The organism is Elongatibacter sediminis (assembly GCF_037892215.1).
GTDB lineage: Bacteria > Pseudomonadota > Gammaproteobacteria > Xanthomonadales > SZUA-36 > Elongatibacter > Elongatibacter sediminis.
Map to the genome: position 1 here is coordinate 46,601 of NZ_JAZHOG010000011.1, position 19,959 is coordinate 66,559.

General features: G+C 63.9%; 18 protein-coding genes. 8 read left to right on the forward strand and 10 right to left on the reverse strand.

The window, feature by feature from the left end; genetic code table 11:
* Positions 1-9: 9 nt before the first annotated feature.
* Both lptG and lptF read right to left on the reverse strand, forming a co-directional pair.
* On the reverse strand, positions 10-1,095 hold the full coding sequence (gene lptG / locus V3330_RS15585) for an LPS export ABC transporter permease LptG (RefSeq protein WP_354696371.1): 1,086 nt from the start codon (positions 1,093-1,095) through the stop codon (positions 10-12).
* Positions 1,092-2,192 carry an LPS export ABC transporter permease LptF gene (lptF, locus tag V3330_RS15590; RefSeq protein ID WP_354696372.1) on the reverse strand — a complete coding sequence of 367 codons (1,101 nt, stop codon included), beginning with the start codon at positions 2,190-2,192 and terminating at the stop codon, positions 1,092-1,094. The genes lptG and lptF overlap by 4 nt, the downstream gene beginning before the upstream one ends.
* A gap of 251 nt (positions 2,193-2,443) precedes the next feature.
* Here lptF and V3330_RS15595 point away from each other — a divergent pair, with 251 nt between their 5' ends.
* From V3330_RS15595 to V3330_RS15605, 3 genes are all read left to right on the forward strand, one after another.
* Positions 2,444-3,931, forward strand: a complete 1,488-nt coding sequence (locus tag V3330_RS15595; RefSeq protein ID WP_354696373.1) for a leucyl aminopeptidase — start codon at positions 2,444-2,446, stop codon at positions 3,929-3,931.
* A 6-nt stretch (positions 3,932-3,937) separates the two neighbouring features.
* Entirely contained in the window at positions 3,938-4,375 is a 438-nt protein-coding gene (locus tag V3330_RS15600; RefSeq protein ID WP_354696374.1) for a DNA polymerase III subunit chi, read from the forward strand.
* A gap of 67 nt (positions 4,376-4,442) precedes the next feature.
* Positions 4,443-7,214, forward strand: a complete 2,772-nt coding sequence (locus tag V3330_RS15605; RefSeq protein ID WP_354696375.1) for a valine--tRNA ligase — start codon at positions 4,443-4,445, stop codon at positions 7,212-7,214.
* A 45-nt stretch (positions 7,215-7,259) separates the two neighbouring features.
* On the opposite strand, the gene rimI is transcribed toward V3330_RS15605, so the two are convergent.
* From rimI to pssA, 3 genes are read right to left on the reverse strand one after another with little or no spacing between them, the layout of a single operon-like run.
* On the reverse strand, positions 7,260-7,775 hold the full coding sequence (gene rimI / locus V3330_RS15610) for a ribosomal protein S18-alanine N-acetyltransferase (RefSeq protein WP_354696376.1): 516 nt from the start codon (positions 7,773-7,775) through the stop codon (positions 7,260-7,262).
* On the reverse strand, positions 7,772-8,389 hold the full coding sequence (locus V3330_RS15615) for a hypothetical protein (RefSeq protein WP_354696377.1): 618 nt from the start codon (positions 8,387-8,389) through the stop codon (positions 7,772-7,774). Before V3330_RS15615 ends, rimI begins: the two co-directional genes overlap by 4 nt.
* Complete coding sequence (pssA, locus tag V3330_RS15620) at positions 8,386-9,216, reverse strand: CDP-diacylglycerol--serine O-phosphatidyltransferase (protein WP_354696378.1); 831 nt, start codon at positions 9,214-9,216, stop codon at positions 8,386-8,388. Before pssA ends, V3330_RS15615 begins: the two co-directional genes overlap by 4 nt.
* A gap of 126 nt (positions 9,217-9,342) precedes the next feature.
* On the opposite strand from pssA, the gene V3330_RS15625 reads away from it, so the two are divergent.
* Together V3330_RS15625 and V3330_RS15630 are read left to right on the forward strand one after the other, a co-directional pair.
* Positions 9,343-9,861 carry a DUF4124 domain-containing protein gene (locus tag V3330_RS15625; RefSeq protein ID WP_354696379.1) on the forward strand — a complete coding sequence of 173 codons (519 nt, stop codon included), beginning with the start codon at positions 9,343-9,345 and terminating at the stop codon, positions 9,859-9,861.
* 162 nt (positions 9,862-10,023) lie between these two features.
* Complete coding sequence (locus tag V3330_RS15630) at positions 10,024-11,745, forward strand: proline--tRNA ligase (protein WP_354696380.1); 1,722 nt, start codon at positions 10,024-10,026, stop codon at positions 11,743-11,745.
* An 8-nt stretch (positions 11,746-11,753) separates the two neighbouring features.
* Here the strand turns inward: V3330_RS15630 and V3330_RS15635 are convergent, their stop codons facing one another.
* Both V3330_RS15635 and trpS read right to left on the reverse strand, forming a co-directional pair.
* A complete protein-coding gene (locus V3330_RS15635) occupies positions 11,754-12,020 on the reverse strand; it encodes a hypothetical protein (RefSeq protein ID WP_354696381.1) in 267 nt (88 codons plus the stop codon).
* Entirely contained in the window at positions 12,017-13,024 is a 1,008-nt protein-coding gene (gene trpS / locus V3330_RS15640; protein WP_354696382.1) for a tryptophan--tRNA ligase, read from the reverse strand. The genes V3330_RS15635 and trpS overlap by 4 nt, the downstream gene beginning before the upstream one ends.
* Positions 13,025-13,170: 146 nt before the next feature.
* On the opposite strand from trpS, the gene V3330_RS15645 reads away from it, so the two are divergent.
* On the forward strand, positions 13,171-14,253 hold the full coding sequence (locus tag V3330_RS15645) for a hypothetical protein (RefSeq protein WP_354696383.1): 1,083 nt from the start codon (positions 13,171-13,173) through the stop codon (positions 14,251-14,253).
* Between the two features lie 112 nt (positions 14,254-14,365).
* Complete coding sequence (locus V3330_RS15650; RefSeq protein ID WP_354696384.1) at positions 14,366-15,268, forward strand: LysR substrate-binding domain-containing protein; 903 nt, start codon at positions 14,366-14,368, stop codon at positions 15,266-15,268.
* Between the two features lie 17 nt (positions 15,269-15,285).
* On the opposite strand, the gene cysK is transcribed toward V3330_RS15650, so the two are convergent.
* Entirely contained in the window at positions 15,286-16,251 is a 966-nt protein-coding gene (cysK, locus tag V3330_RS15655; protein ID WP_354696385.1) for a cysteine synthase A, read from the reverse strand.
* A 17-nt stretch (positions 16,252-16,268) separates the two neighbouring features.
* Positions 16,269-17,693: a siroheme synthase CysG gene (cysG, locus tag V3330_RS15660; RefSeq protein ID WP_354696386.1), complete on the reverse strand. Its 1,425-nt coding sequence runs from the start codon at positions 17,691-17,693 to the stop codon at positions 16,269-16,271.
* 405 nt (positions 17,694-18,098) lie between these two features.
* On the opposite strand from cysG, the gene V3330_RS15665 reads away from it, so the two are divergent.
* Positions 18,099-19,127 carry a LysR substrate-binding domain-containing protein gene (locus tag V3330_RS15665; RefSeq protein WP_354696387.1) on the forward strand — a complete coding sequence of 343 codons (1,029 nt, stop codon included), beginning with the start codon at positions 18,099-18,101 and terminating at the stop codon, positions 19,125-19,127.
* A gap of 35 nt (positions 19,128-19,162) precedes the next feature.
* Here the strand turns inward: V3330_RS15665 and V3330_RS15670 are convergent, their stop codons facing one another.
* Positions 19,163-19,939 carry a phosphoadenylyl-sulfate reductase gene (locus V3330_RS15670; RefSeq protein WP_354696388.1) on the reverse strand — a complete coding sequence of 259 codons (777 nt, stop codon included), beginning with the start codon at positions 19,937-19,939 and terminating at the stop codon, positions 19,163-19,165.
* Positions 19,940-19,959: the final 20 nt, after the last annotated feature.

The window sequence follows — 19,959 nt, forward strand, 5'->3', positions numbered from 1 at the left end:
GAAGGCCGCCTAGACCGAACGCCGCAGAGCGTAGATGGCGGCCAGCACCAGCAACAGTGACGGCAGGCTATTGCTCAGAACGGCCGGAAACTGGTAGGCATCCCCGAGGTTCTGGGCCATTCGGCTGACAATCAGGAACACGCCGCCGAGCACCATGCCGATGAACATGCGCACGCCCAGGCTGTGACTGCGTGCCGAGCCAAACACAAAAGGCATGCCGGCCAGCACCAGCGCGATGGCACTGAACGGAAACATCAGTTTTTCCCAGAATGCCGCCTGGTACACCGTGTCATCCAGGCCGTTTTCCCTGAGATATTCCAGGTACCCCGTCAATGAGCGCAATGACAGCCGCTTGGGCCGGGTCACCGCGGAATCCAGCAATTCGGGCCGCACTTCGGTGGACCACGGCCGCTGCCCGATCTGTTCCTGCGCCGCACCATTGGCGTCGAACCGGACTTCCGAAATGTCGTGCAGGGTCCACCGGGTGCCATCGTGATTGGCGCTCTCCGCCCGCGTGATGGATTTCAGGTCCACACCTTCGCTGAAGGTGTAGATCACGACGTTCTTGAAAGCCACCGACTGCTCCCCCCGGTCCGCCGACAACAGCGGCAACTGGATGTTGACGATCTGGCGGCCATCGCGCATCCACATGCCACGCGGCCCACCGATGATCGCCTGCCCCACCATTTCGCTCAGTCGAAAGGCGCGCGCCTGATGCTCGGCGGCCGGCGCCACCCACTCCCCCATCACCATGACCGGAATGGTCAGCATCAGCGTCCCTGCGAGCGCCGCCCCGGCCAGCCTCACACGGGATACGCCGGATGTGCGGAACGCCACCAGTTCATTGGTCGCGGCCAGGCCGCCGACCCCGACCAGCGCGCCCAGCAGCGCCGCAACCGGAAAAATCTGGTAGGCCATGCGCGGGACAATGAGCGCCACGTACCACAGCACGTCCCCGGTGGTGTAATCGTTCTGCTGCGAGCGCAATTCGCTCAGCAGGGTGATCACGAGAAACAACACGGTCAGACCCGCCCATACGGCCAGGGTACCCAGCACGGTGGCGCGCCCCACATAACGGTCAACCAGCTTGATCACGCCATTCCCACCCGCCGCCCCTGACGGCGCAGCCAGATCAGGGCGACCACCAGCACCAGCAAATGGACCCACCACATACCCAGCTCCGGCGGCAAGGCATCGGAGGCAATCCAGGACCGGCACATGTACAGGAGGTTGGCGTAGGCCGCGTAGGCCAGCACCCCCATGACCACTCGTCCGCCCCGGCCTTCACGCGGCGCTGAGTGCGCCATCGGAATGGCCAGCAGGCCCAGCACGATGACCGCAAGGGCCGGGGACAGCCGCCACTGCATTTCCGCCGACTCGGGCGGGCCCCGCTCCATCAGCAATTCAATGCTGGGCCGGGCTTCGATCGCGGGCGCCCGGACCCGCTGTTCCGGTTCGGGCAACCGCAGGTCATTGCGGGAAAAACGCACGATGCCAAAATCCAGCGCGTCCTCCCCGCCCTCGGTGATCTGTCCGTTCTCCAGGGTCAGAAACCGCTCTCCGCTTTCCGGATTCAGCCAGTAGAAGCCCTTTTCGGCCACCCAGACCTGCTCACGTCCGTTCTGACGTTGCTGGATGAAGACGTTGCGAAGACTGCGGCCGTCGCGCTCCACGGCCTCGACGTAGAGCACCAGGTCGCCGCCTTGAAGCACGTGGAACTGCCCGGTCTGCAGTCCCCATTCGGAAGCGGTCCGGAATGCCTCCTCCAGACGCTGCTGTGCCAGGGACGATGCCGCCGGCGATACGAATACTCCGACCACGAGAACCACGGCCGCTATCGGCAACAACAGGTTGAACAGAGGCCGCAGCATCATCTGCCAGCGGAAACCGCTGCTGCGCATGACCGCCATCTCCTGATCGCGGTACAGTCGCCCCAGCCCCCAGATGACCGCGATGAATACGCCCAGAGGCAATATGGTGTTCAGCAGCTCAGGCATTTTCAGGGTGATCAGGTCGGTCAGCAGCCCCACGGGCAGCCGGCCGCCGGCGATGTCGTTCAGCAGTTCACCCAACGACACGCCCAGCATGACCACGAACAGCACGACGAACACGGCGGCGAAAGTCCATGCCCACTCGCGCAGCAGATATTTTTGCAGAATGCTCAGGAGCGCCTCATCTCGGATACCGTGCAATGCCTGCCTGTCGGACCCACCAGGCCGGCAGGACCGCCGCGCGAACCCGGGCCGCGACAGGCTCGCGGAACAGCCGGGAAGTTTATCAGCTATCACGCCAGCGGTGAGCGGACGCAAGGGGATTCAAAGCGACGCTGTCCTACGCAACCGCCGGGGAAAATCCTTTACAATGGCACGTTTACGCCGGACGCCAGTTGCCGTGCCTGTCGCGAACCGGATCGGTAAATCCAACACAGACATGGGATACACGAATGCAACTCTCAACCAACAATGACGCCGCGGCAACCGTGGCTACGCCGTGCCTGGTCATCGGCATACACGAAGATGCTCCCCTCTCGGGCGCGGCGGCCGAAGTGAACGAGGCCAGCGGCGGTGCCCTGAGTCAACGCATCGAAAGCCGGGATATTTCCGGACTGTTCCGCAAAACGACCCTGCTTCACGGCCTGCCGGGCGTGACGGCGGAACGCATCCTCGTCGTCGGCCTGGGCAAGTCGGAAAAGCTCGATCGCAGTCGTTTCAATCAGGCCTGCCAGGCCGCCGGCACATTCCTGCGCGACCACCCGGTGACCTCCGCGCATATCTGCCTGCACGATGCCGGGCCCGGCGACGCCAGTCCCGGTTGGCGGGCACGCCAGGCGGCACTGGCACTTTGGCAGGCCAATTACCGCTATACCGTCACCAAGCCGATCAAGGACGACTCGCCCGTCCCCCTGGAATCCGCCAGTTTCGCCGGCGGGCCGGAACTGCAGACCGCCCTGGATCAGGCCGCCGGCATGGGAATTGGCTTCGACAAGGCCCGCGAACTGGGCGACCTTCCTCCGAACATCTGCAATCCGGCCTACCTCGCGCAGGAAGCCCGTGCGATCGCCGACCGCCACGAGAGCGTCAGTGTGGAGGTGCTCGAAGAAGACCAGATGGCCGAACTCGGCATGGACGCGCTGCTCGGCGTCTCGCGCGGCAGCAGCTATCCCGCGAAACTGATTATTCTGCGCCACAGCGGAGCCGGCCCCGATGAGCGCCCGGTCGTGCTCGTCGGCAAGGGCATTACATTCGATTCCGGCGGTCTTTCGCTGAAATCGGGCGACAACATGATGCAGATGAAGTACGACATGTGCGGCGCCGCCGGCGTCATGGGCGCGCTGCTGGCCTGCGCCCAGCTGGGCCTGCCGGTCAACGTGATCACCGTGGTGGCCGCGGTCGAAAACATGCCGGACGGAAACGCCTATCGCCCGGGCGACGTCATCACCAGCATGTCCGGACAGACCGTGGAGGTCCTCAACACCGATGCCGAAGGGCGGCTGGTGCTGTGCGACGCCCTGACCTACATCGAACGCTTCGAGCCCCAGGCCGTTATCGACGTCGCGACACTGACGGGCGCCTGCGTGGTGGCATTGGGTCACCATGCCAGCGGTCTCCTGAGCAATGATGATGACCTGGCGGCGGACCTGCTGGCGGCCGGTGACGATGTGCTGGACCGCGCCTGGCACCTGCCCTTGTGGGAGGAATACCAGTCGCAGCTGGATTCCCCGGTCGCCGACATGAAGAACGTGGGCGGGATGTCGGCCGGCGTGGTCACAGCGGGTTGTTTCCTCAGCCGTTTCGCCAGGAAACAACGCTGGGCCCATATCGACAATGCCGGCAGCGCCTGGAAATGGAAATCGGACGACGGCGCGACCGGCCGGCCGGTGGGCCTGCTGACCCGTTACCTGATGCAGGTTGCCGGAACACTGGCACCCTGAGTCCGGATGGCCGAGCCCTGCCAGGTGGATTTCTACGTGCTCGCCGATGCGGATCAGTCGGCCGAACGGCTGGCCTGCCGCCTGGCCCTGATGGCCTGGGAGCAGGGTTACACGGCCATGCTGCTGACCGGCAGCGAACAGCAGGCCCGCCAGATCGATGATCTGCTGTGGGAATCGCCACCCGACCGTTTCCTGCCCCACGGGAGAGCCGGCGACGACGGGCCCGAAGCGGTCACGGTCGGAACGGCGGATGAACTGACTGCCGGTTGCGGGGACGTCATCATCAACCTGTCACCGGATCCGGTGCCGGAACCGGGCCGCTTCCGACGCCTGCTTGAATTCGTGCCGGCCAATGACCGGGAGCGCAGGCGGTCACGGGAAAAATTCCGTCACTATCGCGACCAGGGGCTGGAACCGGCGAGCCATTCGATAGGCCGGCAGTGAGCGGATGAGCACACATTACCCGGTCACGCCGACCGCCCCGAACACCACGACACACAGAAACTGAGCCATGGACAAGAGTTACGATCCGGCCGCCATCGAGCGGCGCTGGTACGAACAGTGGGAACAGCGCGGTTACTTCGCCCCCGAGGGCGACGGCGAACCCTATACCATCATGCTGCCGCCTCCCAACGTGACGGGCAGCCTGCACATGGGGCACGCGTTCCAGGACACCATCATGGACGCCCTCACCCGCTGGCACCGGATGCGCGGCGACGCCACCCTGTGGCAACCCGGGACCGATCACGCCGGCATCGCCACCCAGATGGTGGTGGAGCGGCAACTGCTCGCCGCGGGCACATCGCGTCACGAACTCGGCCGCGACGCATTTGTCGATGCGGTCTGGAAATGGAAACAGCAATCAGGCGACACCATTTCGGGCCAGATGCGCCGGCTGGGCGCCTCCGTCGACTGGGAACGGCATTGTTTCACGATGGACGAACCGCTGTCGGAGGCGGTCCGCAAGGTATTCGTCAGCCTGTTCGAAGAAGGGCTGATCTATCGTGGCAAACGACTGGTCAACTGGGACCCGGTTCTCAACACGGCGCTGTCCGACCTCGAAGTGCTGTCCGAGGAGGAAAACGGACACCTCTGGCATATCCGCTATCCGCGCGCGGACGGCCGTGGGCAAGTCGTCGTGGCCACGACCCGGCCCGAAACCATGCTGGGCGACACCGCCGTGGCGGTACACCCCGAGGACGATCGCTATACCGACCTGGTCGGGCTGGAACTCAAGCTGCCGCTGACGGACCGCACGATTCCGGTCATCGCCGACGACTACGTGGACCCGGAATTCGGCTCCGGCTGTGTGAAGATCACTCCGGCCCACGATTTCAACGACTACGAAATCGGGCGGCGCCACGACCTTCCGCTGATCAATGTGCTCAAGCCGGATGCGAGCCTGAATGACGAAGCTCCGGAAGCGTATCGCGGGCTCGACCGGTTCGAGGCGCGCAAACGGATCGTCGCCGACCTCGAGCAGCAGGGCCTGCTCGAGCGCACCGACAAGCACAAGCTGATGATTCCGCGCGGCGACCGCTCCCACGCCGTGGTGGAGCCCTACCTCACCGATCAGTGGTACGTACGGATCGCCCCGCTCGCGAAGCCGGCCATTGAAGCGGTCGAGGACGGCCGTATCCGTTTCGTGCCGGAAAACTGGAGCCGCACCTACTTCGACTGGATGAACCGCATCGAAGACTGGTGCATCAGCCGCCAGCTATGGTGGGGGCACCGCATCCCGGCCTGGTATGACCCGGATGGCGGCATTCATGTCGGGCTCGACGAAGCCGACGCCCGGCGGCGCTCCGGCCTGGGTGCCGACGTAACGCTGCGCCAGGATGAAGACGTTCTGGACACCTGGTTTTCGTCGGCGCTGTGGCCTTTCACGACACTCGGCTGGCCGCGGGAAACAAAATCCCTGCAACGCTTTTATCCGACCAGCGTACTGGTGACCGGATTCGACATCATCTTCTTCTGGGTCGCCCGGATGATCATGATGGGCCTGAAATTCATGGACGACGTGCCCTTCCGCACGGTTTACATCCACGGCCTGATCCGCGACGGACACGGCCAGAAGATGTCCAAGTCCAAGGGCAATGTGCTCGACCCGCTCGACCTGATCGACGGCGTCGAACTGGAAACCCTGGTCAAGAAACGCACCACCGGTCTGATGCAGCCGCAAATGGCGCCCGCGATCGAGAAAGCCACCCGCTCGGAATTCCCCAAAGGCATCCCGGCATTCGGCACCGATGCGCTGCGCTTCACGTTCGCGTCCCTGGCGACCACCGGGCGGGACATTCGTTTCGACCTGGGCCGCATCGAAGGCAACCGGAACTTCTGCAACAAGTTGTGGAATGCCACGCGTTTCGTTCTGATGCAGACCGAAGACCGGACCATCACACCGGGTGGCGAACCCGATGCCTTCACCACGTGGATCCGCTCGCGCCTGAACCGGATGGTGTCCGAGGTCGAAACCCACCTGGGCGACTACCGGCTGGATCTCGCCGCCCACGCGCTCTACGAATTCGTCTGGAACGAGTATTGCGACTGGTACCTGGAATTCAGCAAACCGACTCTTCAGGGTGATGACGAGGAGCGCAAGGCGGCCACGCGTCACACCCTGCTGGATGTTCTGGAAACGACCTTGCGGGCACTGCACCCCATCATGCCCTTCATTACCGAGGAGATCTGGCAGCGGCTGCGCCCGCTGCTCGGCATCGAGGGCGATACGATCATGTTGCAGCCGTGGCCGCAGCCTGACCAGTCCGCAACCGCGGAGGAAACCGGAGCCGACCCCGAGGCCGATGTCGAATGGCTGAAGTCGGTCATCCAGGGCATCCGCCGCATCCGCTCGGAACTCAACATTCCACCGGGCAAACTCCTCGAGGCGCGGCTGCAGGCCGGCGAACCCGGCGACGAAGCGCGCCTGCGCGGTTTCGACGAGGTATTCTCCAGCCTGGCGCGCATCTCATCCTGGCGCTGGGCGGACGCGGACGAAGACACGGCCGACTGCGCGGTCGCGCTGGTTGGCTCGCTCAAGGTTCTGGTGCCGCTGAAGGGGCTGGTTGACGTGGACGCCGAACTGGCGCGGCTGCGCAAACAATTGGCCGCTGAAGAAGGGCTGGTCAAACGCTCCGAGGGCAAGTTGGGTAACCGTAATTTCGTCGATAACGCCCCGGAAGCGGTGGTGACTCAGGAACGTGAACGCCTGAGCGAACATCGCGACAACATCGAAAACCTCGAAGCCCAGATCCGGCGGATGGAAGCGGTACGCGGCGACTGACTCGAGGCCAGCCGCAGTCAATCGGCGGCCGGCACGGGCCGGATATCAGAACGGGTCGGTAGCGGCCCGCCCTGTGGGTGAAGGCACGCTTTGCGGCCCCAGTTCCAGGCGCATGACCACCGCGTCCTCGCGCCCCTCGTCAGCCCGGTAGTAATCGCGCCGAATACCGATCACATGAAAACCGTTGCGCTGATAAAGGGCGACACCGGCCTCGTTGCTCGGCCGAACTTCCAGGAACATCGACACACATTCGTGCGAACGCGCCAGACGGATGGCGTAGCTCAGCAGCATGCTGCCAAACCCCTGACGCTGCCACTGGGGCCCGATGCACAGATTCAGCAGGTGGCTCTCGTCCGCGGCCTGGGTTTGTACGGTGTAACCGCACAACGACGAGCCGACCAACAGGCCGTGACAGTCGTAACCGACCCGGATGCAGTCTTCGAAAATCGTCCGCGTCCACGGGTAAGGATAGGCTTCCCTTTCAATATCCATCACCCGGTCCAGATCGGCCGAGGTCAGCGGTCGAATCCGCGGCTGAAACGGTACGCGCGCGGTACTCACCCGGATGTCCCCCCGGCCGTTCTTCGCGGCGCGCAGAAGTCGGTGTTTCTCAGCCGTGCCCACAGACCGCGCCGAGCCGCGGGATCCGCGGCCAGCCGGCGCAGTGAATCCGCCGACAGAATGCGGGCGCTGCCGCACACGGTCTCGTCAGCCCCGGCCTCCACGCCCGGGATGGCGACCCCGAACAGGACCACGCCGGTGAACATCCGGCCGCTGATCGCATCTTCCAGCGACTGGGCCGGTGACGGGTTGCCGTCCGCCTCGCTCGAGCGATCCGCCGGCCAGCCCCAGACCGGCGCCCCGGCCAGGCTGCGGGCGATATCGCTGGCGATGGGCAGTGACGTCTCGTTGCGACTCGCACAGACCAACAGCAGGCTGCCCGCGCCCGGCCCGATAACCAGGGTATCGGCAACCGTTGCGATGGCGGCCCGATCCGTCTGCTCATCCCGGGGCGGCGCGGCTTCGGCCGAATCGCCCGGCTGATCGACGGGACCCGGACCAGACCCGGGTTGCCCGGAAACCAACTCCGCCACAGCGTCCGACGAATCGCGACGCAACCACACGTCGATGTCCATCGCCCGAAGGTATTCGATTTGTACCGCCCGGGAAGTCATGCCTGTTCGTCTTCCGGAGCGGATTCTTCCGGCGTGTCTTGATCGGGATCGTGTTTGCGCCGGGCCTGGCGGCCCAGCCTGCGGCTGCGCCACTGGTAACGGCCCAGCACCGTGACCACCAATCCCGACCCCACGTAAATCAGGCCGATGGTGAGCAGTACCGCGGGCGGATCCAGCGCCAGAAACACGATGACCAGCACGACCAGGAAGAGCACGTACAGCGGAATTCGATCGCCGGAAGGCCAACCCTTGCCGCTGAAATAGCGGACCCGGGAAAACATCAACAGACCGAGACCCACGGTTTCCAGCCAGATCAGCCAGCGCACGGATTCACCGGCGATGCCGCGATCGGCGAAAAACCAGACAGTGGCGACCAGCAGGCCCGCCGCCGCCGGCGATGCCAGGCCCTGGAAGTAACTCTTGTCCTCCACGCCAACCTGGGTGTTGAAACGGGCCAGCCTGAGCGCGGCACAGGCCACGAACAGAAAAGCGGCCAGCCAACCCAGCTTGCCCGCGGTCGGGCCGAGATCACGCAGACTGGCCAACGACCAGTTGAAAACCAGTAGCGCCGGAGCCAGCCCGAATGAAATCAGATCCGACAGGCTGTCGTACTGCACGCCGAACTCACTCTGGGTGTTGGTGAGCCGCGCCACGCGGCCATCCAGGCCATCGAGCACGCCCGCCACCACCACCGCGACGGCGCCGGCAACATAATGGCCGTTGATTCCGCTGATGATGGAAAAAAAACCAGCGAACATGGCGCCGGTCGTCAGCGCATTCGGCAGCAGATACACACCTTTGCTGATTTTGTTGTTTGCGGGATCCATCGGTTCTCCAGGCAGGCAGCCTGCCCGCAGCATGATATCACCGGCCGGGGGTTGGCCGCGAAACTGGGCGGGCCGCGGCAGGCGATGTACTATAGACGCGAAATCACTGACGCAGGGACTGCTGACATGAACCGCTCCGCCTACGCAATTCTGGCCATGGCCGGACTGGTCGCCATTTCGCCGACGGTCGACGCCAAGGAAGTCTATACCTGGACCGACGAGAACGGCGTGGTCCACTACGTGGATACTCCGCCCGATCATCCGGACGCCCGTTCGGTCGAGGCTCCGGAAGCTTATCGACCCGGCTCGGTTACCCATGAACCCGTTTTTCCCGACCCGCCGCCGGCCGGCGACCCCGCGCAAGCCGGTTCCAGCGATGCCGAAGGCGAGTCGGCAGCCGAACAGCTTTCCGCTGCGGACGCCAGGCGACAGGAACTGGAGCAGCGGCGGCAGGAGCGACTGGCCCAGCAAGCCGAGTATGCGGCGATCTGCAATCGTGCCCGGCAGCAGCTTGCGGAAGTCGAACCGAATCGGCGGGTTTTTTATGAGAATGAAGACGGCGAAACGGTCCGCATGGACGACGAAGAGCGGGTCGCGCTGGTCGAGGAGAACAAGCGACTGATCGACCAGTACTGCAACGACTGACCATCACCGCGCCAGCCTGATCGTTCCGGTCACCCGCGCAGCAACGCCCCCGCCGGGAACGAAAACCGAGCCGTGCCGGTCCGCCGTCACAGGCCGGTCCCCTACCCCGGTCACGGCCGGACCGCTACAATGCGCCGTTTAACAAACGGACTCTCCGGCCCCATGAAAGCCAGCCAATTCCATTTCGCGACCACCCGGGAAACCCCCGCCGACGCGGAAATCGCCAGTCATCAGCTCATGTTGCGCAGCGGCATGATCCGCAAGCTCACATCAGGCATTTACACCTGGTCGCCGCTGGGCTGGCGGGTTCTGCGCAAGGTCGAAGCCATCGTGCGCGAGGAAATGGATCGGGCGGGCTACCTGGAAATGCTGATGCCGGCGGTCCAACCGGCCGAGCTGTGGCGGGAAACCGGCCGCTGGGACGATTTCGGGGATCAGCTGCTCAAGCTCACCGACCGGGCCGGACGCGAATACGTGTTCGGGCCGACCCACGAGGAGGTCATCACCGACCTGGCCCGCAACGAACTGCGCAGCTACAAGCAGTTGCCGGTCACCTTTTACCAGATCCAGACCAAGTTTCGCGACGAGATTCGGCCGCGTTTCGGGGTGATGCGGGCCCGGGAATTCCTGATGAAGGACGCCTATTCCTTCCACATCGATACCACCAGCCTGGAAGAAACCTACCGCGAAATGTATGCGGTCTACAGCCGAATTTTCGAACGTGCCGGCCTCAAATTCCGGGCGGTGCGCGCTGATTCGGGCGCCATTGGCGGTAGCGCCTCGCACGAATTTCACGTGCTGGCCGAATCCGGTGAGGACCTGATCGCGTTTTCCACCGGTTCGGATTTCGCCGCCAACGTGGAACTGGCCGAGGCACCGAAACCACAGGAGCCACGGCCCGAACCCGGTGAGGAAATGCGCCTGGTCGACACGCCTGACGCCCATACCATCGAGGAACTCGTCACTCAGTTCGATCTTCCGGTGGAGAAAACCGTCAAGACCCTGGTCGTTCAGGCAGCCGCCGACCGTGATCATGATTTCGTGGCGCTGCTGGTGCGTGGCGACCACAGCCTCAACGAACTCAAAGCCACCCGTCTGGACGCGGTGGCCAGCCCGCTGCGTTTCGCGACCGAGGATGAAATCCGTGACGCCATTGGCGCCGGGCCGGGCTCACTCGGACCGGTGAACCTGCCGATTCCCTGCATCGCCGATTTCAGCGTCGGCGTGATGGCGGACTTCGGCGCCGGCGCCAACACCGACGACAAACATTATTTTGGCATCAACTGGGAGCGTGACGTCGAACTCCCGCCGCTGGCCGATCTGCGCAATGTCGTTGACGGCGACGCCAGCCCCGACGGCGCGGGTGAGATCCGGCTGGCGCGCGGCATCGAGGTCGGTCACATCTTCCAGCTGGGTAACAAGTATTCCACCGCCCTGAACGCGGTTGTGCTCGGCGAGGACGGCAAGTCCCATCCCCTGGAAATGGGATGCTACGGCATCGGCGTATCGCGGATCGTCGCTGCGGCCATCGAGCAGAACCACGACGAGCGGGGAATCTGCTGGCCCGAGCCGCTGGCGCCTTTCCAGGTGGCGATTCTGCCGATGAACGCGCGCAAGTCCTACCGCGCCCGCGAAGCGGCCGAAGCGCTCTACCGCGAACTGCTGGACGCCGGTGTCGAAGTCCTGCTGGACGACCGTGACCTGCGCCCCGGCGTGATGTTCAACGACATGGAACTGATTGGCATTCCGCACCGCGTGGTCATTGGAGAACGCGGCCTGGATGCGGGCACCCTGGAATACCGCCTCCGCACTGCAGAGAAAAACGAAGATTTGCCGTTGGAAAATGCCGCCCGGACGATTCTCGAACGACTCGGCCGCGGCTGACGCGGCCGTTAGTGGCGGCGGCGCAAGTACAGCGCCACGCTCAATCCGATGGCAATGATGAAATAGGCGCCGGTGGCGGCGACGACGAAAGACCAGATGGGCCCCGCGCCCGGTATTTCCTTGCCTTCCATCCAGCCGATGAACATCAGGCTCGCGACCAGCACGGCCGCCAGCGCGATGCTGTCGGACATCTTCCAGCGGCGTTCCGGAAGCAGGCACCAGTAAAGCCAGACGAGTACCGCCAGTACCGGCAGCAAAATGAGGCCGGTGATCATCCCAGGCTCCGCAGGCCGACGGCGTCCCGTACACGGTCGAGAAACGGGCGGGCCCATTCCCTGGCTTTCTCAGCGCCGGCCTTCAATTCGGCTTCGATATCCGCCGGACGTGCGATCAAATCCATGTAGCGTTCACGCGCTTCGGACAGCTCGGCATTGATCAGCTCGAAGGTCTGTTGCTTGGCTTCACCCCAGGCGATGCCGTCGCGGTAAGCCTGCCGCATGGCTTCGCGTTGTGCCGAATCCGCAAATGCCGCGTAAATCAGGAACAGGGCGGAATCGTCCGGGTCCTTGGGCTCGCCGGGCTCCAGCGAATTGGTGACGATTTTCATGATCGCCTTGCGGAGCTTCTTCTCCGGCAGCCACAACGGAATGGTGTTGTTGTACGACTTCGACATCTTGCGGCCATCCTGCCCCGGCAGCACGGCAACGTGATCGTCAACCACCGCTTCGGGCAAGGTGAACAGTTCCCCGTAGTGATGATTGAACCGGGCTGCGATGTCGCGGGCCATCTCCAGGTGCTGAACCTGGTCGCGCCCCACCGGCACCTCGTGGGTACCGAACATGAGAATATCCGCCGCCATCAGCACCGGGTAACAGAACAGGCCCATCATGACCGCGTGATCCGCATCTTCCCCCTGGTCGAGGTTCGCCTGCACGGCCGCCTTGTACGCATGGGCCCGGTTCATCAGTCCCTTGGCGGTGGAGCAGGTCAGAATCCAGGTCAATTCGAGGATTTCCGGAATATCGGATTGCCGGTAGAACACCGCATTGCGGGTGTCCAATCCCAGCGCCAGCCAGGTCGCCGCGATTTCCAGGGTCGACTGCACCATCCGGTCCGGGCTGTCGTTCTTGACCAGCGCATGGTAATCGGCGAGGAAGTAATAAGACTGCACCCCGGAATTTCGGCTGGACTCGATGGCCGGCTTGATCGCGCCGACGTAGTTGCCGAGGTGGGGTGTTCCGGTCGTGGTGATACCGGTCAATACGGTTCGTTTCTTCATGACGTTGATGCGCCGGACGGGACTTGGGAATGCGGTATTCTAAGGGAAGCCCGGCGGCAGTTCGACCCGAAAGTTGCCACCGGGCGCCCCCTGGGCGCAGGCCCTTCGCACGGTCTGCGCAAGGCCGACGCGGGAGGCGGGACCGGATGACACGGACGAGACACACCGGACCAGGCAACCTGGCTGCCACCTTGCTGGCGCTGTGGCTGTGGCCGGTCAGCGGGCCGGCGCAATCCATGCCGCAACCGGGACAGGCCGTCGCGGACCCCGTGCTCGAGCCCGTCGCGGTCACCGCAAGCAGGCGTCCGCTGCCGCAGGGCGCCGACGCCTGCGACCGCACCCGGGGCATCACCGGACTGCCGCGAACCACCCAGGAGACGCTACGCAGTTGGTCCTGCCACAGTTTCCGCTGGTTCGACAGCCTGTTCGGCAGCCGGCACGAGTTTGACGCGTCGCGGGTCAACGGAATGATGACCCTGGGCGCGGAATATACCGAATACCGAGACTTCGACCCAAGGCTGCGCCTGCGGGTTCGGGCACCGCTGCCCAATCTCAGCAGCCGCTGGGACCTTCTGCTCGGCCGCGTCGACGAAGATTCCTACGTCCGCGACACCCAGCCGCAGGACGAGACCTTCTATAACCCGGGCCTGGTTCCCCGCGAAGATGCGGAATGGCTGTTGGGGCTGGGCCACCGGCGCAAGAACGCGCTCAAAGGATGGGACTATTCGGCCGGCGTGCGCTTGCGCACCCCGCCCCGGCCTTATGCCAAGGCCCAGTACTTCCACAATCACACCTTCAGTCCGCGCACCGATCTGCGTTTTCGTCAGACGTTCTTCTGGCGCGGCGACGAAGGCTTCGGCACGACCAGCCGTGGCGACCTGGCGCATGCGCTCGACTACCACAGCGTATTGCGCTGGGAAGGGGTGGCCACCGTTTCCGAGGAACGCGACGGTATGTTCTGGTATGCCGGACAGACCTGGTATCGGCTGATGGCCAACAGCAGCGCCATTTCCCTGCTGGCCTTTATCCGCGGCGAAACCCACGACGAAGTGCCCCTGCAGGAGTACGGACTCAACCTGATCTGGCGGCGTCCGCTGGACGGCGAATGGCTGTATCTTTCGCTCGGCCCCAGCCTGACCTGGCCGAAGTTCCGCGAGGAAGAAAAGCGCAAGGCTTCGTTCGGTTTCGGCGCCTGGATCGAAATCCAGTTTGGCGACTACCGTTATTGAGCCTGGGAAACCCGTACCCGACCGTCGGGAAGTGACCAACCGGGACAAGAGCCTTTAATACATTTCAGCAATGAATTTAGAATAATTAATTTATTGGCCCTATAATTAAGACATGAATCTGCGAGCACTTCAGTATTTCGTGAAACTCGCCGAACTGCGGCATTTCAGCAAGGCGGCCGAGGCGTGCTTCGTCAGCCAGCCGACGCTCAGCACCCAGATCAAGAAGTTGGAAGAGGAGCTCGATGTGCAGCTGGTCGAGCGCTCCCCGAAAAACATCATGTTGACCCCGGCCGGCGTGGAAATCGCCCAGCGGGCGCGACAGGTGCTGGCCGACATCGACCAGATCCGCACCGTGGCCCGGCGCAGCCGCAACCCGGACGAAGGCACACTCCGGCTCGGCTTGTTCCCCACCCTGGCACCGTATCTGCTGCCCCATGTCGTGCCGCAACTCCGGCTGCGCTACCCCCGGCTGAAGCTGCAACTGGCGGAGGAGAAAACCGAGAATGTGCTTGAAATGCTGCACGGCGGGGAACTCGACGCCGCGCTGCTCGCGCTGCCGGTGCCCGAGGCGGGACTGGAAATCGAAGTCCTGTTCAGGGAACCCTTCGTGCTGGCGCTGCCCGGGCACCACGAACTGGCCCGGCGCGACCACGTCGGGCTGAAAGACCTGAAAGGCAATGAACTACTGCTGCTGGAGGAGGGCCACTGCCTGCGCGAACACGCGTTGGAAGTGTGTGCCCTGGCCGGCGCCCACGAACGGGTGGATTTCCACGCCAGCAGCATGGAAACCCTGCGTCAGATGGTCGCCGCCGAGGTCGGCATCACCCTGATGCCCCTGTTGGCGGTGAAACCCCCGATCGCCGCCACCGACAACCTGGTGATCCGGCCTTTTACCGGCAAGGCGCCTTCGCGCACGATTGCCATGGTGTGGCGGTCCAGCTCGGCGCTGGCCGATTTTCTGCGGCAGTTGTCGGCCAGTTTCCGGGAACTGCCGGGAGAACTCCTGGAACCCTGAGCCTCCCGGCCCGGGCTTCAGTAATCCAGACCTTCGAGCAGTTCCTGGGCCTCGTCCGGTCCTTCCGGAACATCTTCGAACAGCGGCGTGGACAGGTAACGTTCGCCGGTGTCCGGCAGCATGGCCAGAATGACCGAGCCGGGCTCGGCCTTTTCGGCGACCTTGAGCGCCGCCGCGAACGTGCCGCCCGACGAGATGCCGCAGAAAATACCTTCCTGGGTCGCCAGTTTGCGCGAACACTCGATGGCTTCGTCATCGCTGACCGTAATGTTCTGGTGGGCGACATCACGATCCAGAACGTCCGGAATGAAGTCCGGTGTCCAGCCCTGGATTTTGTGCGGCTGCCATTCCTTGCCTTCCAGCAGCGCGGCGCCGGCCGGCTCGGTGGAGATGATTTTCACGTCGGGGCGCGCGAGGCGAATCATCTTGCCCGCGCCGGTGATGGTGCCGCCGGTTCCGTAACCGCTGACGTAGTAATCCAGGCGGTGATTGGCGAAGTCGGACAGAATTTCCGGGCCGGTCGTACTGGCGTGATAAGCGGGATTGGCCTCGTTTTCAAACTGCCGGGTCAGGAACCAGCCATGCTTTTTGGCCAGCGCTTCCGCTGCCTCCACCATGCCGGTGGCCCGCCGCGGTGCCGGAGTCAGCACCACGCGCGCTCCCAGAAAGCGCATCAGTCGCCGCCGCTCCACCGAAAACGATTCCGCCATGATGGAGACGAACGGGTAGCCGCGCACGGCACACACCATGGCGAGCGCGATACCGGTATTTCCGGACGTTGCCTCGACCACGGTCTGACCGGGTTTCAGCACGCCGCGCTTTTCAGCGTCGAGAATGACGCCCAGGGCGAGCCGGTCCTTGACCGAACTCATCGGGTTGAAAGCTTCCAGCTTGACGAACATCGTCACGCCGTCCGGAGCCAGCCGGTTGATGCGGACGACAGGGGTATGGCCCACGGTATCGAGAATGTTGTCGTATATCATCGTTATTCCTTGTTGATTCAGGCGGCCGACTGCAGTTCGGCCGGTACTTGAAGCCAGCCGAGGGTACTCCCCAGCGAAGCGACCTGTCCAATGATCAGCAGCCCGGGTTCACCCCGGGGTGCCCTGGACGCGAGGCGCGGAAGTTCATCCACCACTCCGTGAAATACCTGCTGGCGGTCCGACGTGCCGCTGATCACCAAAGCCACCGGCAGCGCAGGGTCGATACCGGCGCCCAGCAGCCGGTCGCGCAGGGCCGCGGCCTGCCGGACTCCCATGTAGACCACGGCGGTACGTCCGGGACCGGCCAGGTGACCCCAGTCGATCCCGCTCCCGTCGGATTCCGCCAACGCATCAGCCAGATGTCCGGTCACGAAGCTCAGCGATTGCGCGTGTTTGCGGTGAGTCAGGGGTATGCCGCTGTAGGCCGCGCAACCCGCCGCGGCCGTGATGCCGGGAACCACTTCGTAGGCGATCCCGTGGTCCCGCAGGAACTCCAGTTCCTCACCACCGCGACCGAAGATGAACGGGTCGCCTCCTTTCAGGCGCACCACGTGCCGGCCCTTGCGGGCTTCCGACACCATCAGTTCGTGAATCTGTTCCTGGGTTCGGTGATGATTACCGGCGCGTTTGCCCACGTCGATCCGGTCCGCGTCACGGCGCGCCAGGTCGAGGACTTCATCGCTGACCAGCCGGTCGTGCAGCACCACATCGGCCTGTCCCAGTACGTGCAAGGCCCGCAGGGTCAGCAGGTCCGCCCGTCCCGGACCGGCGCCGACCAGTGAGACACGTCCGTTCGCTGTCGAATCGTCCCCGGCCGCCGCGTCAAGGCGCCGGCCGATCTGTCCGTCGATCTCATGGTCGGATTGCAGGCTGAGTCGGCGGATGTGCTGTTCGGTGAGCACCCCTTCCCAGAAACCGCGCCGACGCTCAGGCGGCAGAACCTGTTTCACCCGCTCACGCGCGCGTCCGGCCGCCAAGGCGACCCGGCCCAGCCCGAGGGGCAGCAGGCGCTCGATCCAGCCGCGGATGCGGCGGGCCAGCACGGGCGACGAACCGCCCGTCGCAATGGCCACCTGCACCGGAGACCGGTCGATCATGGCCGGCGTGATGAACCGGCACAAGGCCTTGTCATCGACCACGTTCACCGGCACCCCGGCCGACTCGGCGGCATCGTACACCCGCCGGTTCAGTTCCGTGTCGGCGGTGGCGGCAATCACCAGCCGTGCGTCGTCCAGCAGTCCGTCGGACCACTCGGCCGCCAGCCAGCGCACGTCACCGTTTTCCTGCCAGTGTCGAAACTGGCCGTTGAGCGAACGCGCAACCACGCGCACTTCGCCCCCCGCCGCCAGTAACAACCGGGCCTTGCGTTCGGCGACACGGCCCGCACCTACCAGCAACACGGGCAGGTCACGAATGTTCATGAAGAGCGGAAAATAGTCCATCGATCCAGGGTTCTCGGCAATCGGGCCGTGTCCGGGCCGCTTTTTTGCGGGCACACCACGGCAGAATGGGGTCGATAATAGACAGCGCGGAGGCCACGCTGGAAATACGCATTCTTTCTGCCGTTATGCCCGCACGTTATATCGTCATGAAAACGCGCTGGCTTGTCAGTTTTCCTGGCTGGCGTTATGCTTCAAAGGAATAAGGAGGTTGGTCGTGTTCGAAACCACTGGAACATACCGCTGCATCTGTCCACGAGCCCCGGGGCGCGTGGCCTAGGCGTTCAATTTTTCAGGACGACTGACCACCCGCCGGCTGGCGGGTTTTTTGTGTCATAAAAGGCACCGCACGGAAAGATTTGTCGCGGTTCGACGGTCTGTTGTGCGAACCATGAGGACGAACCAACGATGAAACTCCAGCAACTGCGCTACCTGGTGGCCATCGTCGATAACGGCATGAACATCACCCAGGCCGCCCAGGCCCTGTTCACGTCGCAACCCGGGGTCAGCAAACAGGTCAAGTTGCTCGAGGACGAACTGTCCCTGCCCCTGTTCATTCGCAAGGGCAAAAGCCTGGACGGACTGACGGACGCCGGAGAGGAAGTCGTGCGCCGTTCCCGGCGGATACTCACCGAAGTCGAAAACATCCGCTCGGTATCGCGTGACATGGCGGGACAGTTGCAGGGCGAGCTGATCGTGGCCACGACCCACACCCAGGCGCGTTACGTGCTGCCCGACCTGCTGGAAGGCTTCCAGCGCGCCTTTCCCGGCATTTCGGTCAGCCTGGTACAGGGCACGTCGGATCGCATCGCCAAACGGGTTCAGGATCAGGAGGCCGATTTCGCCATTGCTTCCGGCCGCAGCGAACTGTTCAGCGAACTGATCACCCTCCCGATCTACCACTGGGAGCGCACCGTGCTGGTGCCCCACGAACACGAACTGGCCAGCCTCGAACACCCCACTCTCGCGGACCTTGCCCGTTACCCCATCATCAGCTACACGCACAGTTTCGACCCGGGATCGGATCAGGCGGTCGCCTTCGAAAGAGACGGCAGCCGGCCCAACGTGGTGTTTACCGCCGAAGATCCCGACGTCATCAAGGCCTATGTGCGCAAGGAGATGGGCATCGGCATCGTGGCCTGCATGGCCTACGACAAGGAAAAGGACTCGGACCTGCTGGCCATCGATGCGACCCGCCTGTTTCCCAGTTGCACCACCTGGATCGGATTCCGCAGGGACCGCTTCCTGCGTGACTACATGTTCGGCTTCCTCGAACTGATGGTTCCCGGCCTGGACCGGCGCAAGATCGAAGAACTGGTGGAACAGGCCGAGGGCGGCAGAGGGCCGGCCTACGGCGAATCACTGGCGGCGCTGAACAATCACCCCAGCATCGGCAACCGTTTTTCGAATTGCTGCAACGGCGAGTTCAACCTCTGACATTTGCCATGTCGCGGCCTCCGCGGCGGCCGGTTTCAGCCTGCGCCGGCGGCTGACGCCGAACTCGTAAAACGCTCGGGCTCGTGCAGGCCGCACTCCCGCAGCAAACCGAAGAACCGCGTTTCCTGTTCAGTGAGACCGTCGGTCAGCGGGCGGCTGGAATGGTGATCGCCGATGGAAACATAGCCTTCATCCCACAGCGGATGGTAGGGCAGATCGTGCTGTTTCAGGTAGTGGTGAATGTCACGGTTACCCCAGTCGATGATGGGATACACCTTCACGGCCTGTCCCTGTCGTTGCAACACGTTCAGCCGGCGCCGGGTATCCGACTGGCTGCGCCGCAGGCCACTGAACCAGGTCCCCACGTCCAGCTCCTCCAGTGCACGCTCCATCGGCTCGACCTTGTTCATCTGGTTGTAGCGCCGAATGCCCTCGGCACCCTGCTCCCACAATCGGCCGTACCGAATCTCCTGCCATGCGGGGCTGAACTGCGGCCGGTAGATGTGCAGGTTGAGATCCAGCCTGGTCTCGAGTTCGTCGATGAACCGGTAGGTCTCGTCGAACAGGTATCCGGTGTCGATCAGCACCACCGGAATGGACGGCCGGAACCGCGTGATGAGGTGCAGCATGACGGCCGACTGCGCGCCGAAGCTGGACGTGAGCACCGCCCGCTCGGGCAGGTAGTCCAGGGCCCATTCAATCCGTTCCTCGGCGGACTTTTTCTCCAGGCAGGGCGCAATGGCCGCAAGCTGGGGCTCGGTCCAGGCCTGCCCGGGTTCGGGAATGCAGAGTTTCAGTGCTTCAGCGCTCATGATTCAACCCATCACTCCAG

Coding starts and splice junctions, on each gene's coding strand:
- cysG (WP_354696386.1), bottom strand. CDS start 17,693: ATGGACTATTTTCCGCTCTTCATGAACATTCGTGACCTGCCCGTGTTG.
- V3330_RS15635 (WP_354696381.1), bottom strand. CDS start 12,020: ATGATCACCGGCCTCATTTTGCTGCCGGTACTGGCGGTACTCGTCTGG.
- V3330_RS15645 (WP_354696383.1), top strand. CDS start 13,171: ATGACACGGACGAGACACACCGGACCAGGCAACCTGGCTGCCACCTTG.
- V3330_RS15670 (WP_354696388.1), bottom strand. CDS start 19,939: ATGAGCGCTGAAGCACTGAAACTCTGCATTCCCGAACCCGGGCAGGCC.
- pssA (WP_354696378.1), bottom strand. CDS start 9,216: ATGGATCCCGCAAACAACAAAATCAGCAAAGGTGTGTATCTGCTGCCG.
- V3330_RS15600 (WP_354696374.1), top strand. CDS start 3,938: ATGGCCGAGCCCTGCCAGGTGGATTTCTACGTGCTCGCCGATGCGGAT.
- cysK (WP_354696385.1), bottom strand. CDS start 16,251: ATGATATACGACAACATTCTCGATACCGTGGGCCATACCCCTGTCGTC.
- V3330_RS15615 (WP_354696377.1), bottom strand. CDS start 8,389: ATGACTTCCCGGGCGGTACAAATCGAATACCTTCGGGCGATGGACATC.
- V3330_RS15650 (WP_354696384.1), top strand. CDS start 14,366: ATGAATCTGCGAGCACTTCAGTATTTCGTGAAACTCGCCGAACTGCGG.
- V3330_RS15665 (WP_354696387.1), top strand. CDS start 18,099: ATGAAACTCCAGCAACTGCGCTACCTGGTGGCCATCGTCGATAACGGC.
- trpS (WP_354696382.1), bottom strand. CDS start 13,024: ATGAAGAAACGAACCGTATTGACCGGTATCACCACGACCGGAACACCC.
- V3330_RS15595 (WP_354696373.1), top strand. CDS start 2,444: ATGCAACTCTCAACCAACAATGACGCCGCGGCAACCGTGGCTACGCCG.
- V3330_RS15625 (WP_354696379.1), top strand. CDS start 9,343: ATGAACCGCTCCGCCTACGCAATTCTGGCCATGGCCGGACTGGTCGCC.
- V3330_RS15605 (WP_354696375.1), top strand. CDS start 4,443: ATGGACAAGAGTTACGATCCGGCCGCCATCGAGCGGCGCTGGTACGAA.
- V3330_RS15630 (WP_354696380.1), top strand. CDS start 10,024: ATGAAAGCCAGCCAATTCCATTTCGCGACCACCCGGGAAACCCCCGCC.